Below are 15,854 nucleotides of genomic sequence, written 5' to 3' on the forward strand. Positions count from 1 at the left end.
CCGCGGCGGCGCCGCACCGGGGCGAGCGCGGCCCGCACATGAGCGCGGGCGCCCGCCCGGCACGGGCCGGCACGCCACGGCGAGGGGCCGCCGCCTCGACTCCCCGTCGACCACGTCCACTTCACCCCGTGACATCCGCCGGCGGCGTCGGTCCACCGGGACTCCGGCGTACGGGCCGCGGCGGGACCCGGCCGCCCCGGAGCCCGCCGCGGCGCGGGCCGGGACCGAGCACCTGACGTCGTGGTTCACAATGGAGTCGGACGTGACGGGGCGGGCACCGGGGCGGGGTCGGAAGGGAGCCAGATGGCGGGGCGGAACGGGCGCACGGTACGGGACCTCAGACGGGGCAACCGTACGGCCGTGCTGCAGCGCCTCTACTTCGACGGGCCGCTCAGCCGCTTCGAGCTCGGTCCGGCGACGGGCCTGAGCTCCGGCTCGGTGAGCAACGTCGTCGCCGAGCTGATCTCCGACGGGCTGGTCGAGGAGGCCGGCAGCGTCGACTCCGACGGCGGCCGGCCCCGCATCCTGCTGCGGGTCGCCCCGGGCAGCGGGCACATGATCGGCGTCGACGTCGGCGAGACCCGGGTGCGGATCGGCCTGTTCGACCTCACTCTCACCGAACTCGCCCGTGCCGAACACCCGTTGGAGCAGCAGCGCTACGAGGTCGACGGCATCGTCGGGCATGTCCGCGACGGCATCGCCGAGGTGCTCTCCGGCGCCGGCATCGGCCCCGAACGCCTGCTGGGCGTCGGCATAGGGGTCCCCGGCATCGTGGAGAGAGTGCCCCAGCTCGGCTCCGTGGTGCACGGCCAGACCATCGGCTGGGACGCGGTCCCGCTGGAGCGGCTGCTGCGCGAGGGCTCCGAACTCCCGGAGTCCGTCCCGTACTTCATCGACAACGGCGCCCGCACCCTCGGCCAGGCCGAGATGTGGTTCGGGGCCGGCCGCGGCGCGGGCAACGCGGTCGTCGTGCTCTTCGGCTCCGGCGTCGGCGCCTGCCTGGTCAGCCCCGACGTGGACCACGGGCGGGCCGTCGAGTGGGGCCATCTGACGGTACGGGTCCGCGGCCGCCGCTGCCGCTGCGGCGCCCTGGGCTGCCTGGAGGCGTACGCGGGCGCCGAGTCGCTGCTGGCGCGCTGGTTCGAGGCGGGCGGCACGGCCCCGGAGGGCGCCGACGAGGAGACCGCGCTGGCGGTGATGCTGGCCGGCGCCTACCCTGCCGACGGCGGTGAGGCCGACCCGGTGGCGCTCGCGGTCCTGGAGGAGACCGCCGAGTACGTCGGCGCGGGCCTGTCCGACCTGATCAACCTCTTCCAGCCGGAGCGCATCCTGATCGGCGGCTGGGCGGGACTCCAGCTCGGCACCCGTTTCCTGCCCGCGGTCCGCCGGTACGCCGCGGCCTACGCCCTGCGCCACCCCGCGCAGAAGGTCGCCGTCGAACTCGGGCGGCTCGGCCCGGACGCGGTCACCGTGGGTGCCGCGATCCTGCCGCTCGCCGACTTCTTCGCGCACGGCGGCCGGCGCCCCGACCCCGTGCCCGCCCGGCGGACCGCACCGGCCCAGCGCGTGCCCCGCTGAGGTTTCGGCCCCGGCCCCGGACGGTACTCGCGGTCTTCGATCCCAGGACGTCGAGGAGGTGCGCCGTGGACGACCACCGTGGCGAGGCGCCGGGTGGGAACGCGGATCCGATCCCGCGGGACCTGCCGGACCAGCAGGCGGACGGCGGGGAGGACCCGTGGGAGGTGCCGGTGCGATCAGGGCGGCCGGGGCGGTCGGGAGGGCACGGAGAGAGCGAGGCCGGCCCCGACGACACGGACGGCGACGCCGACGACGTACCCGACACGGACGAGGCGGGCACCGGGCGGCGCGGGGAGCGGCAGTCCGGCACCGTCCACCCCGAGCATCCGGCCCCCGAGGAGCCGACGGGCTGAGACGGGCGCCGCCGGACGCGTTCGCGCCCCAGATCGCCTCCGGACCGTGCGGCGACCGCAGCGCCCACGCCGGAGGGACGACGCGGCCGCGCCGGGCCCGGCAGAGGTCGGCCGACCGCCGCCCACCCGGTGCCGGGCGGCGGTCGGCCCGGAAGTGGTTTTCGGGCCGCTCGTGCCGCGGGCGGGTACGCGCTGCCGCCGCGGCCCTGGCCGCCGAAGGCGTCGACGCCGGTCAGCTCCGCCGACAGGGCCCACGGGCGCGCCGCGCCCGGCCGTACGCCTGCCACGTGTCGCGGCCCCGGCGCCACCGGACGTCGTCCCAGCGGATCGGGGAGAAGAAGCGGCCGCGGGGGACCGCGGGGGAGGGGACAAAGCCCCGGCCGGACGGGGGATTCCGGTCGGGGCGATCAGAGGTGGGCACGGGCGGCGGTCGCCTCGCGGCGAAAGGCTCCGCAGGGCTTCAGCCGAACGATCTTCCCCGCGGGCGGGAGTCGAGGCCCGGGGACACCGTCCCGTCCGCACCCACGACTCGTTCAACGGCGAACCACCTGGGGGTGTTCCCGGGCCCGTCCCGCCCCGCCAGTGATCCGCGTCACGCCTCAGGCGGAGGGTTCGCCGTGCGTCCAGGCCAGGAGTTCGTCCGCGCTCCAGGTCGTGACCACGCGCTCGGGCGGCACCGCGCACTCCTCGGCCCGCGCACAGCCGTACCGCTGCCAGTCGAGCTGCCCGGGGGCGTGCGCGTCGGTGTCGACGGAGAACAGCGTCCCGGCCGCCACGGCCCGCCGCAGCAGCCGCCGGGGCGGGTCGAGCCGCTCGGGCCGGCTGTTGATCTCCACGGCGGTGCCGGAGGCGGCGCAGGCGGCGAACACCTCCTCCGCGTCGAACTCCGACTCCGGCCGCCCCCGCCCGGTGATCAGCCGTCCGGTGCAGTGGCCCAGGATGTCGGCGTGCGGATCGCGCACGGCGGTGACCATGCGCCGGGTCATGGCGCGGGCGTCCATGCGCAGCCTGGAGTGGACCGAGACGACCACCACGTCCAGCCGCGCCAGCAATTCCGGCTCCTGGTCCAGCGAGCCGTCGTCGAGGATGTCGCACTCGATCCCGGTGAGCAGCCGGAACGGCGCCCACGTCGCGTTCAGTTCCGCCACCGCGTCCAGTTGCTCGCGCAGCCGGTCGGCCGACAGTCCGCGGGCCACCGTGAGGCGCGGTGAGTGGTCGGTGAGCACCGCCCACTCGTGCCCCAGCCCGGCGGCGGTGCGGCCCATCTCCTCGATCGGGCTGCCCCCGTCGGACCAGTCGGAGTGCAGATGGCAGTCCCCGCGCAGCAGCTCCCACAGCCGCCGGCCCCCCTCGGGCGGCCCGGCGGCGGGCCGCGCCTCCAGATCCGCGAGGTAGACGGGCACGTCGCCGGCCAGCGCCTCGCGCACCACCCGGGCCGTCTTCGGGCCGACCCCCTTGAGCGACTCCAGCGTCCCGGCGGCGGCCCGCTCCCGCACCTCCCGCTCGGGCAGGGCGGCGAGCACCCGGGCGGCCGTACGGAAGGCCCGTACGCGGTACGTCGGCTCCTGGGAGCGCTCCAGCAGGAAGGCGATCCGGTTCAGCGCCTGCACGGGATCCATCGCCACCTCCTCCTCCAGGGTTGCCCGGCCCCGGGGCGCGCGCACGGCGACGCGGCCCGGGACCGTCCGGGCGCCCCGTTGACGGACCGGGCTCCCGGACGGCCTTCGAGGACCCGTCGGCGCGGGTTGCGCTCTACGCTCGATGCATGACCGAAATCGCGAGCCCGCACATCTCACAGCCGCGCATCCTGGTGCTCGGGGTCCAGCCGGGCACGCCCCCGTTCCGGATCATGGAGATCGACGGCGAGGTCGTCGGGCAGGCCAGGACGGTCACCGACGTCCTCCAGTACGCCGCCGTCTACGGCATCACCGTCCACGACCTGGACGACCCGGACGTGATCCGCTGGGTGGGCGGCGACAAGTTCACCTGGCACCACCGCTGACCGGGACGCCGGGCGGTCAGCCGACGGTCCACTTCTGGTTGGCGCCGCCGGTGCAGGTCCACAGCTGGAGCCTGCTGCCGTTGGCCGGGCTGTTCCCGGTGACGTCCAGGCACTTGTCCGCCTGTGGATTGACGATGTCGCGGGCCCCGGAGACGGTCCACTTCTGATTGGGCCCTCCGGTGCAGTCCCACAACTGCGCGGGCGTACCGTCCGCCGTGCCGTTGCCGGTGGCGTCGAGGCACTTGCCGAGCGCCCGCAGGGTGCCGTCCGAGGCGGCCGTCCACTGCTGGGCGGCACTGCCGTTGCAGTCGTAGAGCTGCACCGGCGTCCCGTTGGCGGGGTTCGCGCCCGCCACGTCCGCGCACTTGCCCCCGAGGCCCTTGATCGCGCCGCCGAGAGCGGTGTCCCCGGTGGTCACCGAGACCCGGTCCACGACCAGTTGCTGGGGGAAGACGGTGGAGCTGTCCGGGTCGCCGGGCCAGAAGCCGCCGACCGCCAGGTTCAGGATCAGGAAGAACGGCTTGTTGAAGACCCACTGCCGGCCGCCGAGGTCGGCCGGGGTGCGGCGCTGGTAGACGTTGCCGTCCACGGACCAGGTGATGGAGTCCGGTGCCCAGTCCACCGCGAAGGTGTGGAAGCCGTCCGCGAACGCCTGGCCGTTCGGCAGGGTGTAGCGGGCGCCGATGCTGCCCGAACCGGAGTAGCCGGGACCGTGAATGGTGCCGTACACGCTGGACGGCTCGAAACCGACGTTCTCCATGATGTCGATCTCGCCCGAGGCCGGCCAGTCGACCGGGGTGCCCAGCATCCAGAACGCGGGCCACATCCCCTGCCCGCGCGGCACCTTCATCCGCGCCTCGACGCGCCCGTACTGGGCGGTGAACTTCCCGGAGGTGTTCAGCCGGGCCGAGGTGTACTGGCAGGTGCCGTACCAGCACTGGTAGTTGGCCGGGTTCTCCCGGCGGGCCGTGATCACCAGGTTGCCCTGGCCGTCGAGGGCCGCGTTCTTGTTGCCCGAGGTGTAGTACTGCCGCTCGTTGTTGTTGACGTTGTCGCCGGTCTCGGTCTGCCACTTCGAGGAGTCGACCGCCGAGCCCGCGGGCCCGTTGAAGTCGTCCGAGAACGTCACCGCCCGGGGGGTGGGGGCCCGCGGGGTCTCGGCCTGAGCGGGGCCGATGGCGGCGGAGGCGAGCAGGACGCCCGAGAGGGCGGTGAGCAGTGCGGTGCGGAGCAGCCGTGGGGAAGCCATCGTGCTCCCTTCCTTGCGGCGCCCGGAGAGGGGGCGCCGACCATGGTGGGGGGTGAAGGTGTCGCCACTTGATTTAAGAAGTGAGATAAGAGGCCGTCAATACCCTGGTACAGACCACGAGTCGCAAGGGCGCCACACGGGCACCGTTCGTCCGGGGCCGAACCACCGGGTTCCTACCCTTGTCGTCATGAACGCCGCACACATCGGGGAACTGCTCGCCGTGCTCGGGGCCGGGGTCGCCGCCGGGGCCGTCAACGCCGTCGTCGGCTCGGGGACGCTGATCACGTTCCCGGTCCTGCTCGCGACCGGGCTGCCGCCCGTCACCGCCACCGTCTCCAACGCCCTCGGCCTGATCCCCGGCTCGATCAGCGGCGCCCTCGGATACCGGCGCGAACTGCGCGGCCAGCGACGGAGGTTGATGAAATGGGGTGCGGGGGCCGTGCTCGGCGGCCTGACCGGCGCCTCGCTCCTGCTCGCCCTGCCCGCCACGGCGTTCGAGACGATCGTGCCGGTCCTGGTCGGGCTCGCCCTCGTCCTGGTCGTCCTCCAGCCGAGGATCAGCCGCCGGCTGCGCGAACGCCGCGCCCGCGGCGGCCGGACCGCCCGCCCCGACGGCGGCCCCCTGCTGCTCGCGGGGCTGACCCTGGCGAGCGTCTACGGCGGCTACTTCGCGGCCGCCCAGGGCATCATCTACGTCGCACTGATGGGCATGCTCCTCGACGACGGGCTGCACCGCCTGACCGCCGCCAAGAACGTCCTGGTCGCCCTCGTCAACTCCGTCGCCGCGCTGTTCTTCCTGGCCGCCGCCACGTTCGACTGGACGGCCGTGGCCCTGCTCGCCGCGGGTTCGGCGGCCGGCGGCCACCTGGGTGCCACCCTGGGCCGCCGACTGCGCCCCGGCGTGCTGCGCGCCGTCATCGTCGTGGTCGGCTCGGTCGCCATCGCGCAACTCGTCCTTCGCTAGGAGAGTCGCCAGTCGCCAGTCGCCAGTCGCTGGTCGCTGGTGGCCCGGTGGCCGGTGTTCCGGCGCGTGTCTCGGGTGCGGTGGTGAGGTGGTGCGGATCGGTGCGGGGGCAGCCTCGCGCCCGCCTTGTCAGTGGCGGCGGTTAGGCTGGTCTCCTTGAGGTCGGTCCGAGACCCCGACAGGGATGCCGCGACCAAGGGGGGTGGCAGCGATCCCCGGGCGTGAGCCCCAGGACCGCTGAGGCGAAACCCCACCCCCCTCACTCGGCCGGCACCACCACCGCGGCCTCCTGCCGCGCCGCCGGTGCCCGCCTGCGTCCCGGCCGCGCCCCTACTCCTGGGTGCGCGCCGGGCGTTTGTGCACCGCGCGGCTCAGGCGCCGGCCCGCCAGCAGGTAACCGATCAGTGCGCCGCTGGAGTTGAGGATGACGTCGTCGATGTCGAACGCGCGTCCCTGCACCATCGCCCCCTGGGCGAACTCCACCATCAGCATCACGGTCGCGGTCAGCAGCAGCACCCGCAGCACCCCGCGCGTGCGCGGCGCGATGATCGGGACCAGGACGCCGAACGGAACGCCCAGCACGATGTTGCCGCCGATCTGGCGGAAGGCGTCGCGCAGTTCGGGCTGGTCCAGATACGCCCTCAGGGAGCGGCCGGGCCGCAGGTTGGTGTAGGTCAGCGCCTCCGACGCGGGCGACGGTTGCAGCGTGAGCTTCGCCAGGACCACGGCGAAGGCGACCATGAAGGCGAAGGCGCACGCCATGGTCACCAGACGCGCCAGGAAGCGCAGGGGACTGCGCGGGGGCCGCTCCTCGACCGGCTTCGCGGCCTTGGCGGAGCGCCCGGGAGCGGAGCGCCCGGCAGGGGCGGCCTTCGGCTCGCCCGCGGCGCGGCGCTGCGCCGCCCCGCGGTTCCAGAATCTGCCCGAGTCCTTCGACGTGGCGGCGGCGCCCTCGGACGTCCTGCCGCCCTTCGCCGGCTTCCCGCCCCCCTTCGCCTGCTTCCCGCCGCCCGCGGCCTTCGCGCCGCCTGTGGCCTTGGCGGCGCCTGCGGACTTCGGGGTGCCCAGCTGCGACGCGACACGCGACCGTGCGGTTCCACGGGCCATGCGGTCCTCCAGTCTTCAACATCCGTTCGTTGCTACGCGCTTACCCCCGTACCGCCCCGGGATGCGGCGCCGCCTTCCGGCCGGCCGCCGCCCCGTGCGGTGTCCCTCTCCCGGCGGGGCACCGCGCTCGCGTGCCCCGCCGGGTCCGTCCCCGCGCACTGCGGGAATCAGGTCCCGTACGTCACCGTCACCTCCTTGAACCCGAGGCTCTGCAGCAGGCCCTTCAGCATCCCGGTGGTGTTGCTCTCGGCCCGCGCGGTCAGTCCGCTGTCCTTCGCCGCGTCGCCGATGCGCTTGACGGCCAGTTTCTGCACGGCCTGTTCGCTGTTCGGGTTGTCCGAGAACAGGTCGCCGATCCGGTCGAGCAGACCGCGCTGCTTGGAGACGGCGTAGGAGCGCTCGGGGTCCAGGGCCGGCCTGCCGAGGGCCGCCTTCGGCAGCCGCAGCGTCGCGGACGTACGGTTCTTGTCGACCGTGATGTCGTCCTTGCCGACCTTTCCGAGGTCGACGAAGGCGTCCACGGTGCCCGCGCCCACGTACAGCGTGCGCGAGCCGCGGATCGCGTCGGGCAGGAACTTGGCGTCCTTCTCCAGATCCACCACGATCTGGAAGTTGCCGGAGGCGGCGTCGTAACGGCTCATGTCCTGGATGGACTGGAGCAGCGCGGGACCCGAGCGGTCTTTGGTCTCGGTGCCGAAGAGGTCCTTCAGTCCGGGCAGCACGCTCAGCCGGATACCGGCGAAGAAGACGACGAGCACCAGTACGAGAGCGCTCACGGCCTTCGCCCATCCGGGCATGCGCCGGTTGATCCGCTTGAGGGGAGTCGTCATGTCGGCGTCCCTCCTTTCTGCCGTGCGCATACCCCCAAATCCGTTGGCCGACCCGGCCGTTGGCCCTGCGGCTGTCCCCGGGACGGACCCGCCGGGACGCGGCTGCGGCGAATCCGCCGGTACCGGGCCCCGCGAGGGCGCCGCGCCACGGGACGAGGCGATCGCCACACCCGTCCGTCGGCGCCTGAGCTGCAACGTTTCCGCAGTCGTCCGTAGCATGAGTCCGCCCCCTGGAGTGATCATGCGAGGAGCCGATCGTGCGAGAGATCGCCGTGTTCAGCGGCAGTGCCCACCCCGAGCTGGCCGCGGAGGTCTGCGCGCACCTCGGGGTGCCCCTGAGCCCCACCCGGCTCAGCAGGTTCGCCAACGACTGCCTGGAGGTGCAGCTCCAGGCGAACTGCCGCGAGCGGGACGTCTTCCTCATCCAGCCGCTGGTGCGGCCGGTCCAGGAACACCTCGTGGAACTGCTGCTGATGTGCGACGCCGCGCGCGGGGCGTCGGCCGGCCGGATCACCGTCGTGATGCCGCACTACTCCTACGCCCGCTCGGACAAGAAGGACGCGCCCCGCATCTCGCTGGGCGGCCGGCTCGTCGCCGACCTGATGGTGGCGGCCGGGGCGAGCCGGGTGCTGGCCATGACCCTGCACTCGCCGCAGGTGCACGGCTTCTTCACGGTGCCGGTCGACCACCTGCACGCGCTGCGCGAACTCGCCGCGCACTTCCGGCGCTACGACCTCTCGCGCACGACCGTCGTCTCGCCGGACCTCGGCAACGCCAAGGAGGCCGCCGCGTTCGCCCGGATGATCGGCGCCCAGGTGGCTGCCGGGGCCAAGCAGCGCTTCGCGGACGACCGGGTCAGCATCAACTCGGTGATCGGCGAGGTCGCCGGGCGGGACGTCATCATCCTCGACGACGAGATCGCCAAGGGCAGCACGGTCCTCGAACTCCTCGACCGGTTGAGGGAGTTGGGGCCGCGGTCCATTCGGGTCGCGTGCACGCACGGGCTGTTCGCGGCCGGGGCGCTCAAGCGGATCGGGGAGCAGCCGGACGTACTGGAGATCGTGTGCACCAACACCGTGCCGGTGCCGGAGGAGGAGCGCACCGACAAGCTCCACGTCCTCTCCATCGCCCCCGCGCTCGCCGAGGCCGTGCGGCGCATCCACAACGGGGAGTCGGTCAGCGCCCTGTTCGACGCGCCGGGCGCCGAGTAGCCGAGGGTGCGGGGCCAGAGGGTGGGGGCAGAGGGTGCGAGGACGGCGGCGGCCGGGCCCGTCAGGAGGCGCGGCGGACGTGCCCTGCGGCAGGGGTCCGTCCGTGCCCCGCGGCAGGGTCCGTCAGGACGTGCCGGACGTCGTCCCGGACGGGTCGAGCGCCGCTTGCGGCGTCGGGTGCGGCGGCAGCAGCCGGGACAGGCCGGTGATCCGCAGCATGCGCAGGGTCAGCGGATGGGTGCACACCAGGTGCAGCCGGCCGCCGCTCTCGTACACCCGCAGGCGTGCCCGGTAGAGCAGCCGCAGCCCCGAGCAGTCGAAGAACTCCACGCCGCGCAGGTCGATCACGAGCCGTCCGCCGGGTTCCGTGGTCACCCGGTCCAGGAACGGCCCGATCTCCACGGCCGCCGCGATGTCGATCTCGCCCAGCAACTCCACCACCGTGTGGTCCCGGTGCCGGTGGATCCGCAGATGCCGGCCGAGCGGCGCGGGTTCCTGCTGCACGACGACGTCGCCTCCAACCCGGCCATCGATGGCGGGGCGCTCAATTCCGTTCCCCGCACTGCAAGTTACCCTCGATCGAGCGAATCTGAGCATGTTCGATTGACATATGTCTTTGAATTGCGGCAGAGGTTTCGCGCGATGTTCGGGAGGTGACCGGAGCGCGGTGCTGGTCACCGCGCGCGCGGGGCGCCCCCGGGGGCGCACACCGGGCCGGGACCGCCCGCGCCACGATGGCGGAAGTGCTCGCCCGGGTGTCGGGAACGCGACGGGTGCCGGTCCCGGCGCGGCACCGCACGAGACCGGCACCCGGTGCTGCGGCGGGGGCGGGGGCGCGTGGCAGCCGCCCCGCCCGGCGCCCGGGGGCTCGGCCGGCGGTGAGGCCCGGCTTGCCCGCGGTACGGCCCGTGTCGCCCAGCGCTTCCGGGCCCGCGCTGCGCCGTCCGGGCCGCCGGGTGTGCGCCGGTTCACCCCTCGTCGGCCGCGTGGACGCGCACACCTCCCACGTATGTCTGCGCCACCCGGGTGGCGGCGATCTCCTCGGGCGGCCCCGCGAACGGGTCGCGGTCCAGGACCACGAGATCCGCGAGGGCCCCGGCGCGCACCTCGCCCGTGTCGTCCAGGTGGTTGGCGTACGCCGACCCGGCCGTGTAGGCGGCGAACGCCTCGGCGGGCCGCAGGCGTTCGGCGGGCAGGAACACCGGCGAGCCGCCGTTCTCCGGTGCCGTCCGGTTGACCGCCACATGGATGCCGTGCAGCGGGTCCGGGCTGCTCACCGGCCAGTCGCTGCCCGCCGCGAGCCGGGCCCCGGAGCGCAGCAGCGCGCCGAACGGGTACTGCCACGCCGCTCGTTCGGCCCCCAGGAAAGGGATCGTCAGCTCGTCCATCTGCGGCTCGTGCGCGGCCCACAGCGGCTGGATGTTCGCGACGGCGCCGAGCCGGGCGAAGCGCGGCACGTCGTCGGGGTGCACGACCTGGAGATGGGCCAGCTGCGGCCGGGTGTCGCTCGGCCCGTTGGCGGCCCGCGCCGCCTCGATCGCGTCCAGCGCGTCCCGTACGGCCCGGTCGCCCAGCGCGTGGAAGTGGCACTGGAAGCCGAGCGCGTCCAGTTCGGTGACGTACCGGGGCAGTCGGCCCGCGTCGATGAAGCTGGTGCCGCGGTTGGCGGTGGCGCAGCCGCAACCGTCGAGATACGGCTCCAGGAGCGCGGCCGTCCCGGTCTCGGCGACCCCGTCCAGCATCAGCTTCACGCTGCCCGCCCGGAACCTGCCCTGGCTCAACCGGGCCCGGCGCTCGACCAGTTCGGGGATCTGCTCGGCGCCGCGCTCGCGGTCCCACCACAGCGCCCCCACCACGCGGGCGGTGAGCGAGCCGTCCCGCGCCGCCGTGAGATACGCCTGCGCGGGATCGTCCATGCCGAGGAACTCCCCGACCAGCGCGTCCTGCCAGGCGGTGACGCCGAGCGCGTGCAGATGCCGCTGGGCGTGCAGCAGGGCGGCGACCCGGTCGGCCGCCGTGGCGGGCGGAGTGAGCCGTCCCACGAGCTGCATCGCGCCCTCCTGGAGGGTGCCGCGCGGTTCACCGGCGGCGTCCCGGTCGATCCGCCCGTCGGCCGGATCGGGCGTGTCGCGCGTGACGCCCGCGAGCGCGAGGGCGCGGCTGTTGACCCAGGCCCCGTGATGGTCGCGGTTGGGCAGGTACACCGGCCGGTCCGGCACCACCGCGTCCAGCAGGTCCCTCGTCGGCGTCCCGCCCTCGAACGCCTCCATCGACCAGCCGCCCCCGGTGATCCACTCCTGCTCCGGGTGCGCCGCGGCGTAGGCGCGCACCGCGGCGAGGGTCTCGTCGGCCGTCCGCGCGCCGGTCAGGTCGCACCGGGTGAGCTCCAGCCCGGCGGGCACGGGGTGCACATGCGCGTCCTGGAAGCCCGGCAGCAGCAGCCGCCCGGCGAGGTCCACCACCTCGGTGCGGGGTCCGGCGAGGTCGTGCACCTCCTCGCGGCCCACGGCGGTGACGCGGTCGCCGGTGACGGCCACCGCCGTCGCGGTGCGGCCCCGCGGGGTGAGGACGGGGCCGCCGGTGAAGAGGAGGTCTGCGTACATGGTCCGTTCCTGGTGGGGAGTCGGGGATCGGGGAGCCGGGCCCTCGGGGGCCGGGGGTCATCGGGAGGACGGGGTGGGCGGGCGGGGCGCGTCGGTGCCCCTGCCGGTGCGGACGTACGGCGAACGGCCCGCCCGCGCAAGGCCGTTGCCCGTGATCGGCTCCACCTTGCCGAGCCGCGCGAAGGCGCCCGCGATACCGAGCACCGGCAGGAGCACCGGCAGCATCACGGACGGCAGGCTCCGCCCGACGGCTCCGGCGGTCCCCCCGATGCCGAGGCCGATGCCGAGGCCGATGACGGCGGTCGCGGCCGTGCTGGAGGCGGCGATGGCGACGCCGACGAGCACACCGAGCGAGGCGCGCGGCGCGGGCCGCGCGGGAGGGACGGCGGCGCCGGGGGAGTGCTTATCGGACATGGCCGGATCTCCGCTCGCGTCGGGGGACCGGGCGGCCCCGGTGAGCGGACATGAAACCGACCGCGCCCCTAACAGGTCAACCGTGTTGTCATAAGGTGCGGGGCACGGACCGAGGGGGTCACCCATGAACGAGCGCGTCGTCCCGCCCGCCGCCAGGCGGCGCAGGCGCCCCACCAAGCAGGGCGTCGTCCTGTCCGAGGAGCTGATCGTGGGGACCGCCCTGCGGCTCATCGAGGAGCACGGCGCCGACGCCCTGTCCGTGCGCCGCCTCGGCCGTGCCCTCGGCGCCGACCCCAGCTCGCTCTACCGGTACTTCCGCACCGCCGACGACCTGCTGCTCGCCGTCGCCGACGAACTCATCGGCCGTACGCTGCACGCCTGGCACCCCACCGGGGACTGGCGCGCCGACCTGCGGGACCTCGGTCTGCGGATGCACGCGGGCGCCCTCGCGCACCCCAGGGCGGCGGTGCTCGGCTCCTACCGGGTGACCGGGCGCGTCCATGAGATCCGGGCCGTCGAGGCCATCCTCGGCGTGCTGCGCGGCGCCGGGTTCCCCGACCCGGAGGCGGTGCGGATCTACCACGCCTTCGTCGACCAGGCCCTCGCCCACGGCGCCCTGGACTCGGCGAGCGCGGCGATGCCGAGGGCCGCGCGGGACGCCGAGGCGGCCGTCTGGCGGGCGACCTACGCGCGGCTGCCCGGCGACACCCATCCGCACATCGCGGCCACCGCCCGGCACCTCGTGGCGGACATGGCGCACAGCTCCTATCCGGCCGCCCTGGACCTGCTGCTCGACGCCGCCGCCGCGCGGCTCGCGGCGGCGGCGCCCGCCTCCCGCTCCTGACCGGCACCCCCGGCACCCGCTCCGCCCGCGGCCGTTCACCACCGCGGGCCGGGCGGGGGGCGGGGGGACGCCCGGCCGGGCGCGGACTGAAACGGCCCGGCCGGGATAGACGGCAGTCACAGGGCAGCGGGGCAGGCCGCGCCCGCGACCCTTCGGAGGGGCCATGCCGCTGGTGAAAGCCGGCTATGTCGTGCTCGACTGCGCCGAACCCGAGAAGCTCGCCGTGTTCTACAAGGAACTGCTGGAGGGAGAGCAGACCGAGGCCACCGCCAACCGCGTCGAGATCCAGGGCGCCGACGGCACCCGGCTCGCCTTCCGCCGCGACATGAACGCCACGCCGCCGAGCTGGCCGCGGCCGGAGAACTCGCTCCAGGCCCACATCGACTTCGTGGTCGACGACCTGGACGCGGTCGAGCGCCGCATCGTCGGCCTCGGCGGCCGTCCGCTGGAGGCGAAGGAGGCGCCGGGCCCCTACGAGGAGCGCGGCTACGCCGACCCGTCCGGTCACTCCTTCACCCTGCGCCGGGTCACCGCCTCGGCGCCCAAACAGGGCTGAACCCCGGGGCCGGCCGGGACCCGGGGTTCGTCCGGCGCGGAGCCGTCACGGGCCCCGGTCAGTCCCGGCCGCCCTTGTCCGCGGAGGGCCACACGCCCGTCGACCGCTCGACGGCCTTGGCGCCCGTGCGGTCGGCGAGGCTGCGGGCCATCGCGAACAGCGCGCCCTGCACCGCCGCCGCGAGCAGGATCTCCCCCCAGCCGCGGTCCCGGTCCAGCGCGTCGGGCGCGTCCTCCTCGTGCCGGACCGCCATCCAGGTCTTGCGGAAGGCGAGCCCCGCCAGCGCGCCGCTCGCCCAGCCCAGCGCGAATCCCAACGGCTTGTAGGCGAGGGGGAGTTTCGCCTTCTTCGCCTTCTTCAGCTTCTTCCTGGCCATGTGCCTGTGCCTCCTTCGTCGTTCGGGGCCGCCCGTGCGCCGGTACCCGTTCGGCCGTGGCGACCGGTACGGGCGGGGTGCCGCCGCCGAACGGCCCGCCGCCCGGCTCCGCGCGGTGGTGCGGCGTCGGCCGGCTAGACAGGTCCGGCCCGAGGTGGACGGCACCGGTCGGGCTGATGCCGCTGTGCACCTCGGAGTGGTGCCGCTCGATGTGGTCGAAGCCGACGGTGTCACCGAACCCGGGGGTCCGGTGGAGACCGCGGAAGTACGCCCACGGCACGCGGTTCTCCGTCGGCCGGCAGCGGCCCGCCGCCACCGGCCGGCCGTCGCGGCCGACCGCCGTGATCCGGCCGGTGGAGCGGGCCCTCGGCCGCTGGAACGGCCCGCGTCCGCAGGCGGAGTCGCCGCCGCTCATGACCGTGCTCCTTCCCGTTGCCCGCGGCCCGTCCCGGCCGCGGGCGCGCCGCGTGCCCGAGGTCACCGAGTCCCCCGATTTCCGCCGGTCGCACGGGGTGAGCCGGATCGGGCCGGGCGACCGGCGCGCGGCCGGGAGGGCCGTCGCGTCCGGCGGCCCGGCCGTGACCGGGAAACCGGGCACGGACGGCACGCGAAGGCCCCGCCGCGACGGGGGAACGCGGCGGGGCCCGGTCCTCGGGTGCCCGGGGGCCGGGTGTTCATGCCTCGCGGGACGGACGACGTCCCCGGCACCCGGCCCCTCCCGTCAGCCCTGGTCGACGGGCTCCAGGACGAACACCGGGATGACCCGGTCGGTCTTCTTCTGGTAGGCGGCGTACTGCGGGAACGCCGCGACCGCCCGCTCCCACCACTGCTCCCGCTCCGCGCCCGTCACCTCACGGGCCCGCATGTCCCACCGCTGCGTGCGGTCGCGCAGCTCCACCTGCGGATCGGCCTTCACGTTGTGGTACCAGACGGGGTGCTGGGGCGCCCCGCCCAGCGACGCCACCGCCGCGTAGTGCCCGTCGTGCTCCACGCGCATCAGGGGCGTCTTGCGGATCTTGCCGCTCCTGGCGCCGCGGGTGGTCAGCAGGATCACGGGCCTCCCCGTGTCCATGAGGGTCGTGCCCTCGGTGCCGCCGGAGCTCTCGTACAACTCCACCTGGTCGCGCACCCACTTGGTCGGGCTGGGTTCGTACTCGCCCTCAAGAGGCATGTCATCGTTCCCATCGTCGTGTTCTGGCACTCACTGACAGTTTGCTGCAACACCGGCACCTGCGGGATTCATCCGTCACGCGGGCGCGGAATTCGGTCAGCCACTACATCAGCATCCCCGCCGCCGGCGCGAGGATCACGGCGCTCGACACGAGCGCCGTCACCAGCCGGCCCCGACGGCCCGTCAGCAGCCGCCCGAGCAGCGCCCCGCCCGCCGCGAGCAGCAGCTGCCAGCCGGCCGACGCGGCGAACGCGGCCGGCACGAACACGCCCTGCTCCGCCGCCGACACGGGCTGCGCGGCCCGGATGCCCAGGACGAGGGCCGCGAAGTAGACCACGGTCGCCGGATTGAGCAGCGTGATGCCCGGCACCGTCGCGAAGGCCCGCCACGGGCCGGGCGGCGGGGGAGCGGACGGGGCGTCGGACCGGCCGGCGCGGTGCCGCCGTACGGCCGTGACCGCACCGCGCACCGCGAGGGCCGTCAGCACCAGGGCACTTACCCGGCGCAGCGGCACCAGCACCGGACGCGGCGCGGCGGCCGACGCGGCGCCGCCGAGCGCGGCCAGCAGGGCGTACAGGCCGTCCGCGGCCGCCACC

Annotated in this window: 16 protein-coding genes and 2 pseudogenes; 7 read left to right on the forward strand and 11 right to left on the reverse strand. The window is 74.6% G+C overall.

The genetic code is table 11. The annotated features are described in order from the left end of the window. Positions 1-303 precede the first annotated feature (303 nt). Complete coding sequence (locus SZN_RS28745) at positions 304-1,578, forward strand: ROK family transcriptional regulator (RefSeq protein WP_007501940.1); 1,275 nt, start codon at positions 304-306, stop codon at positions 1,576-1,578. A gap of 65 nt (positions 1,579-1,643) precedes the next feature. Next, the gene (locus SZN_RS28750) at positions 1,644-1,931 is read left to right on the forward strand and encodes a hypothetical protein (RefSeq protein ID WP_007501942.1); all 288 of its coding nucleotides are present in this window, start codon (positions 1,644-1,646) and stop codon (positions 1,929-1,931) included. 599 nt (positions 1,932-2,530) lie between these two features. Here the strand turns inward: SZN_RS28750 and SZN_RS28755 are convergent. Further along, positions 2,531-3,550, reverse strand: a complete 1,020-nt coding sequence (locus tag SZN_RS28755; protein WP_007501945.1) for a PHP domain-containing protein — start codon at positions 3,548-3,550, stop codon at positions 2,531-2,533. A 146-nt stretch (positions 3,551-3,696) separates the two neighbouring features. On the opposite strand from SZN_RS28755, the gene SZN_RS28760 reads away from it, so the two are divergent. Then, entirely contained in the window at positions 3,697-3,933 is a 237-nt protein-coding gene (locus SZN_RS28760; RefSeq protein WP_007501947.1) for a hypothetical protein, read from the forward strand. A gap of 16 nt (positions 3,934-3,949) precedes the next feature. Here SZN_RS28760 and SZN_RS28765 read toward each other — a convergent pair whose 3' ends face one another. Next, positions 3,950-5,182, reverse strand: a complete 1,233-nt coding sequence (locus tag SZN_RS28765) for an RICIN domain-containing protein (RefSeq protein WP_007501949.1) — start codon at positions 5,180-5,182, stop codon at positions 3,950-3,952. A gap of 187 nt (positions 5,183-5,369) precedes the next feature. On the opposite strand from SZN_RS28765, the gene SZN_RS28770 reads away from it, so the two are divergent. Further along, complete coding sequence (locus SZN_RS28770; protein ID WP_007501951.1) at positions 5,370-6,146, forward strand: sulfite exporter TauE/SafE family protein; 777 nt, start codon at positions 5,370-5,372, stop codon at positions 6,144-6,146. A gap of 330 nt (positions 6,147-6,476) precedes the next feature. On the opposite strand, the pseudogene SZN_RS39135 reads toward SZN_RS28770, so the two are convergent. Further along, positions 6,477-7,019: pseudogene (locus tag SZN_RS39135) on the reverse strand (VanZ family protein); the annotation flags it as partial. A 401-nt stretch (positions 7,020-7,420) separates the two neighbouring features. Next, positions 7,421-8,083, reverse strand: coding sequence for a DUF4230 domain-containing protein (locus SZN_RS28780; RefSeq protein ID WP_007501955.1), 663 nt, complete (start codon positions 8,081-8,083; stop codon positions 7,421-7,423). 257 nt (positions 8,084-8,340) lie between these two features. Between SZN_RS28780 and SZN_RS28785 the strand changes: the two genes are divergently transcribed. After that, positions 8,341-9,294: a ribose-phosphate diphosphokinase gene (locus SZN_RS28785; RefSeq protein WP_007501957.1), complete on the forward strand. Its 954-nt coding sequence runs from the start codon at positions 8,341-8,343 to the stop codon at positions 9,292-9,294. A gap of 123 nt (positions 9,295-9,417) precedes the next feature. Here the strand turns inward: SZN_RS28785 and SZN_RS28790 are convergent, their stop codons facing one another. From SZN_RS28790 to SZN_RS28800, 3 genes are all read right to left on the reverse strand, one after another. After that, the gene (locus tag SZN_RS28790; protein WP_007501958.1) at positions 9,418-9,798 is read right to left on the reverse strand and encodes an anti-sigma factor antagonist; all 381 of its coding nucleotides are present in this window, start codon (positions 9,796-9,798) and stop codon (positions 9,418-9,420) included. 464 nt (positions 9,799-10,262) lie between these two features. Beyond that, positions 10,263-11,897 carry an amidohydrolase gene (locus SZN_RS28795; protein WP_007501961.1) on the reverse strand — a complete coding sequence of 545 codons (1,635 nt, stop codon included), beginning with the start codon at positions 11,895-11,897 and terminating at the stop codon, positions 10,263-10,265. Positions 11,898-11,954: 57 nt separating this feature from the next. After that, positions 11,955-12,311: a hypothetical protein gene (locus tag SZN_RS28800; RefSeq protein ID WP_007501963.1), complete on the reverse strand. Its 357-nt coding sequence runs from the start codon at positions 12,309-12,311 to the stop codon at positions 11,955-11,957. 124 nt (positions 12,312-12,435) lie between these two features. Here SZN_RS28800 and SZN_RS28805 point away from each other — a divergent pair, with 124 nt between their 5' ends. Both SZN_RS28805 and SZN_RS28810 read left to right on the forward strand, forming a co-directional pair. Then, complete coding sequence (locus SZN_RS28805) at positions 12,436-13,155, forward strand: TetR/AcrR family transcriptional regulator (RefSeq protein WP_007501964.1); 720 nt, start codon at positions 12,436-12,438, stop codon at positions 13,153-13,155. Positions 13,156-13,318: 163 nt separating this feature from the next. Continuing rightward, a complete protein-coding gene (locus SZN_RS28810) occupies positions 13,319-13,711 on the forward strand; it encodes a VOC family protein (protein ID WP_007501965.1) in 393 nt (130 codons plus the stop codon). Positions 13,712-13,769: 58 nt separating this feature from the next. Here the strand turns inward: SZN_RS28810 and SZN_RS28815 are convergent, their stop codons facing one another. The 4 genes and pseudogenes from SZN_RS28815 to SZN_RS28825 form a co-directional block, all read right to left on the reverse strand. Then, positions 13,770-14,087 (reverse strand): DUF4235 domain-containing protein, encoded by a 318-nt coding sequence (locus SZN_RS28815; protein ID WP_007501966.1) that lies wholly within the window; start codon positions 14,085-14,087, stop codon positions 13,770-13,772. 25 nt (positions 14,088-14,112) lie between these two features. Further along, positions 14,113-14,391 (reverse strand): annotated as a pseudogene (locus tag SZN_RS42855) (glutathione S-transferase family protein); the annotation flags it as partial. Positions 14,392-14,808: 417 nt separating this feature from the next. After that, a complete protein-coding gene (locus SZN_RS28820; protein WP_007501967.1) occupies positions 14,809-15,258 on the reverse strand; it encodes a nitroreductase family deazaflavin-dependent oxidoreductase in 450 nt (149 codons plus the stop codon). 103 nt (positions 15,259-15,361) lie between these two features. Further along, on the reverse strand, positions 15,362-15,854 hold a 493-nt coding region (locus tag SZN_RS28825; protein ID WP_043733686.1), incomplete at its 5' end, for a LysE family transporter.

The organism is Streptomyces zinciresistens K42 (assembly GCF_000225525.1).
In the GTDB taxonomy this organism is placed as follows: Bacteria; Actinomycetota; Actinomycetes; order Streptomycetales; family Streptomycetaceae; genus Streptomyces; species Streptomyces zinciresistens.

Excerpts from the sequence above, each read along its gene's own strand:
- SZN_RS28815 (WP_007501966.1), bottom strand. The coding sequence starts at position 14,087 with ATGGCCAGGAAGAAGCTGAAGAAGGCGAAGAAGGCGAAACTCCCCCTC.
- SZN_RS28800 (WP_007501963.1), bottom strand. The coding sequence starts at position 12,311 with ATGTCCGATAAGCACTCCCCCGGCGCCGCCGTCCCTCCCGCGCGGCCC.
- SZN_RS28745 (WP_007501940.1), top strand. The coding sequence starts at position 304 with ATGGCGGGGCGGAACGGGCGCACGGTACGGGACCTCAGACGGGGCAAC.
- SZN_RS28765 (WP_007501949.1), bottom strand. The coding sequence starts at position 5,182 with ATGGCTTCCCCACGGCTGCTCCGCACCGCACTGCTCACCGCCCTCTCG.
- SZN_RS28805 (WP_007501964.1), top strand. The coding sequence starts at position 12,436 with ATGAACGAGCGCGTCGTCCCGCCCGCCGCCAGGCGGCGCAGGCGCCCC.
- SZN_RS28780 (WP_007501955.1), bottom strand. The coding sequence starts at position 8,083 with ATGACGACTCCCCTCAAGCGGATCAACCGGCGCATGCCCGGATGGGCG.
- SZN_RS28755 (WP_007501945.1), bottom strand. The coding sequence starts at position 3,550 with ATGGATCCCGTGCAGGCGCTGAACCGGATCGCCTTCCTGCTGGAGCGC.
- SZN_RS28760 (WP_007501947.1), top strand. The coding sequence starts at position 3,697 with ATGACCGAAATCGCGAGCCCGCACATCTCACAGCCGCGCATCCTGGTG.
- SZN_RS28770 (WP_007501951.1), top strand. The coding sequence starts at position 5,370 with ATGAACGCCGCACACATCGGGGAACTGCTCGCCGTGCTCGGGGCCGGG.
- SZN_RS28820 (WP_007501967.1), bottom strand. The coding sequence starts at position 15,258 with ATGCCTCTTGAGGGCGAGTACGAACCCAGCCCGACCAAGTGGGTGCGC.
- SZN_RS28810 (WP_007501965.1), top strand. The coding sequence starts at position 13,319 with ATGCCGCTGGTGAAAGCCGGCTATGTCGTGCTCGACTGCGCCGAACCC.
- SZN_RS28795 (WP_007501961.1), bottom strand. The coding sequence starts at position 11,897 with ATGTACGCAGACCTCCTCTTCACCGGCGGCCCCGTCCTCACCCCGCGG.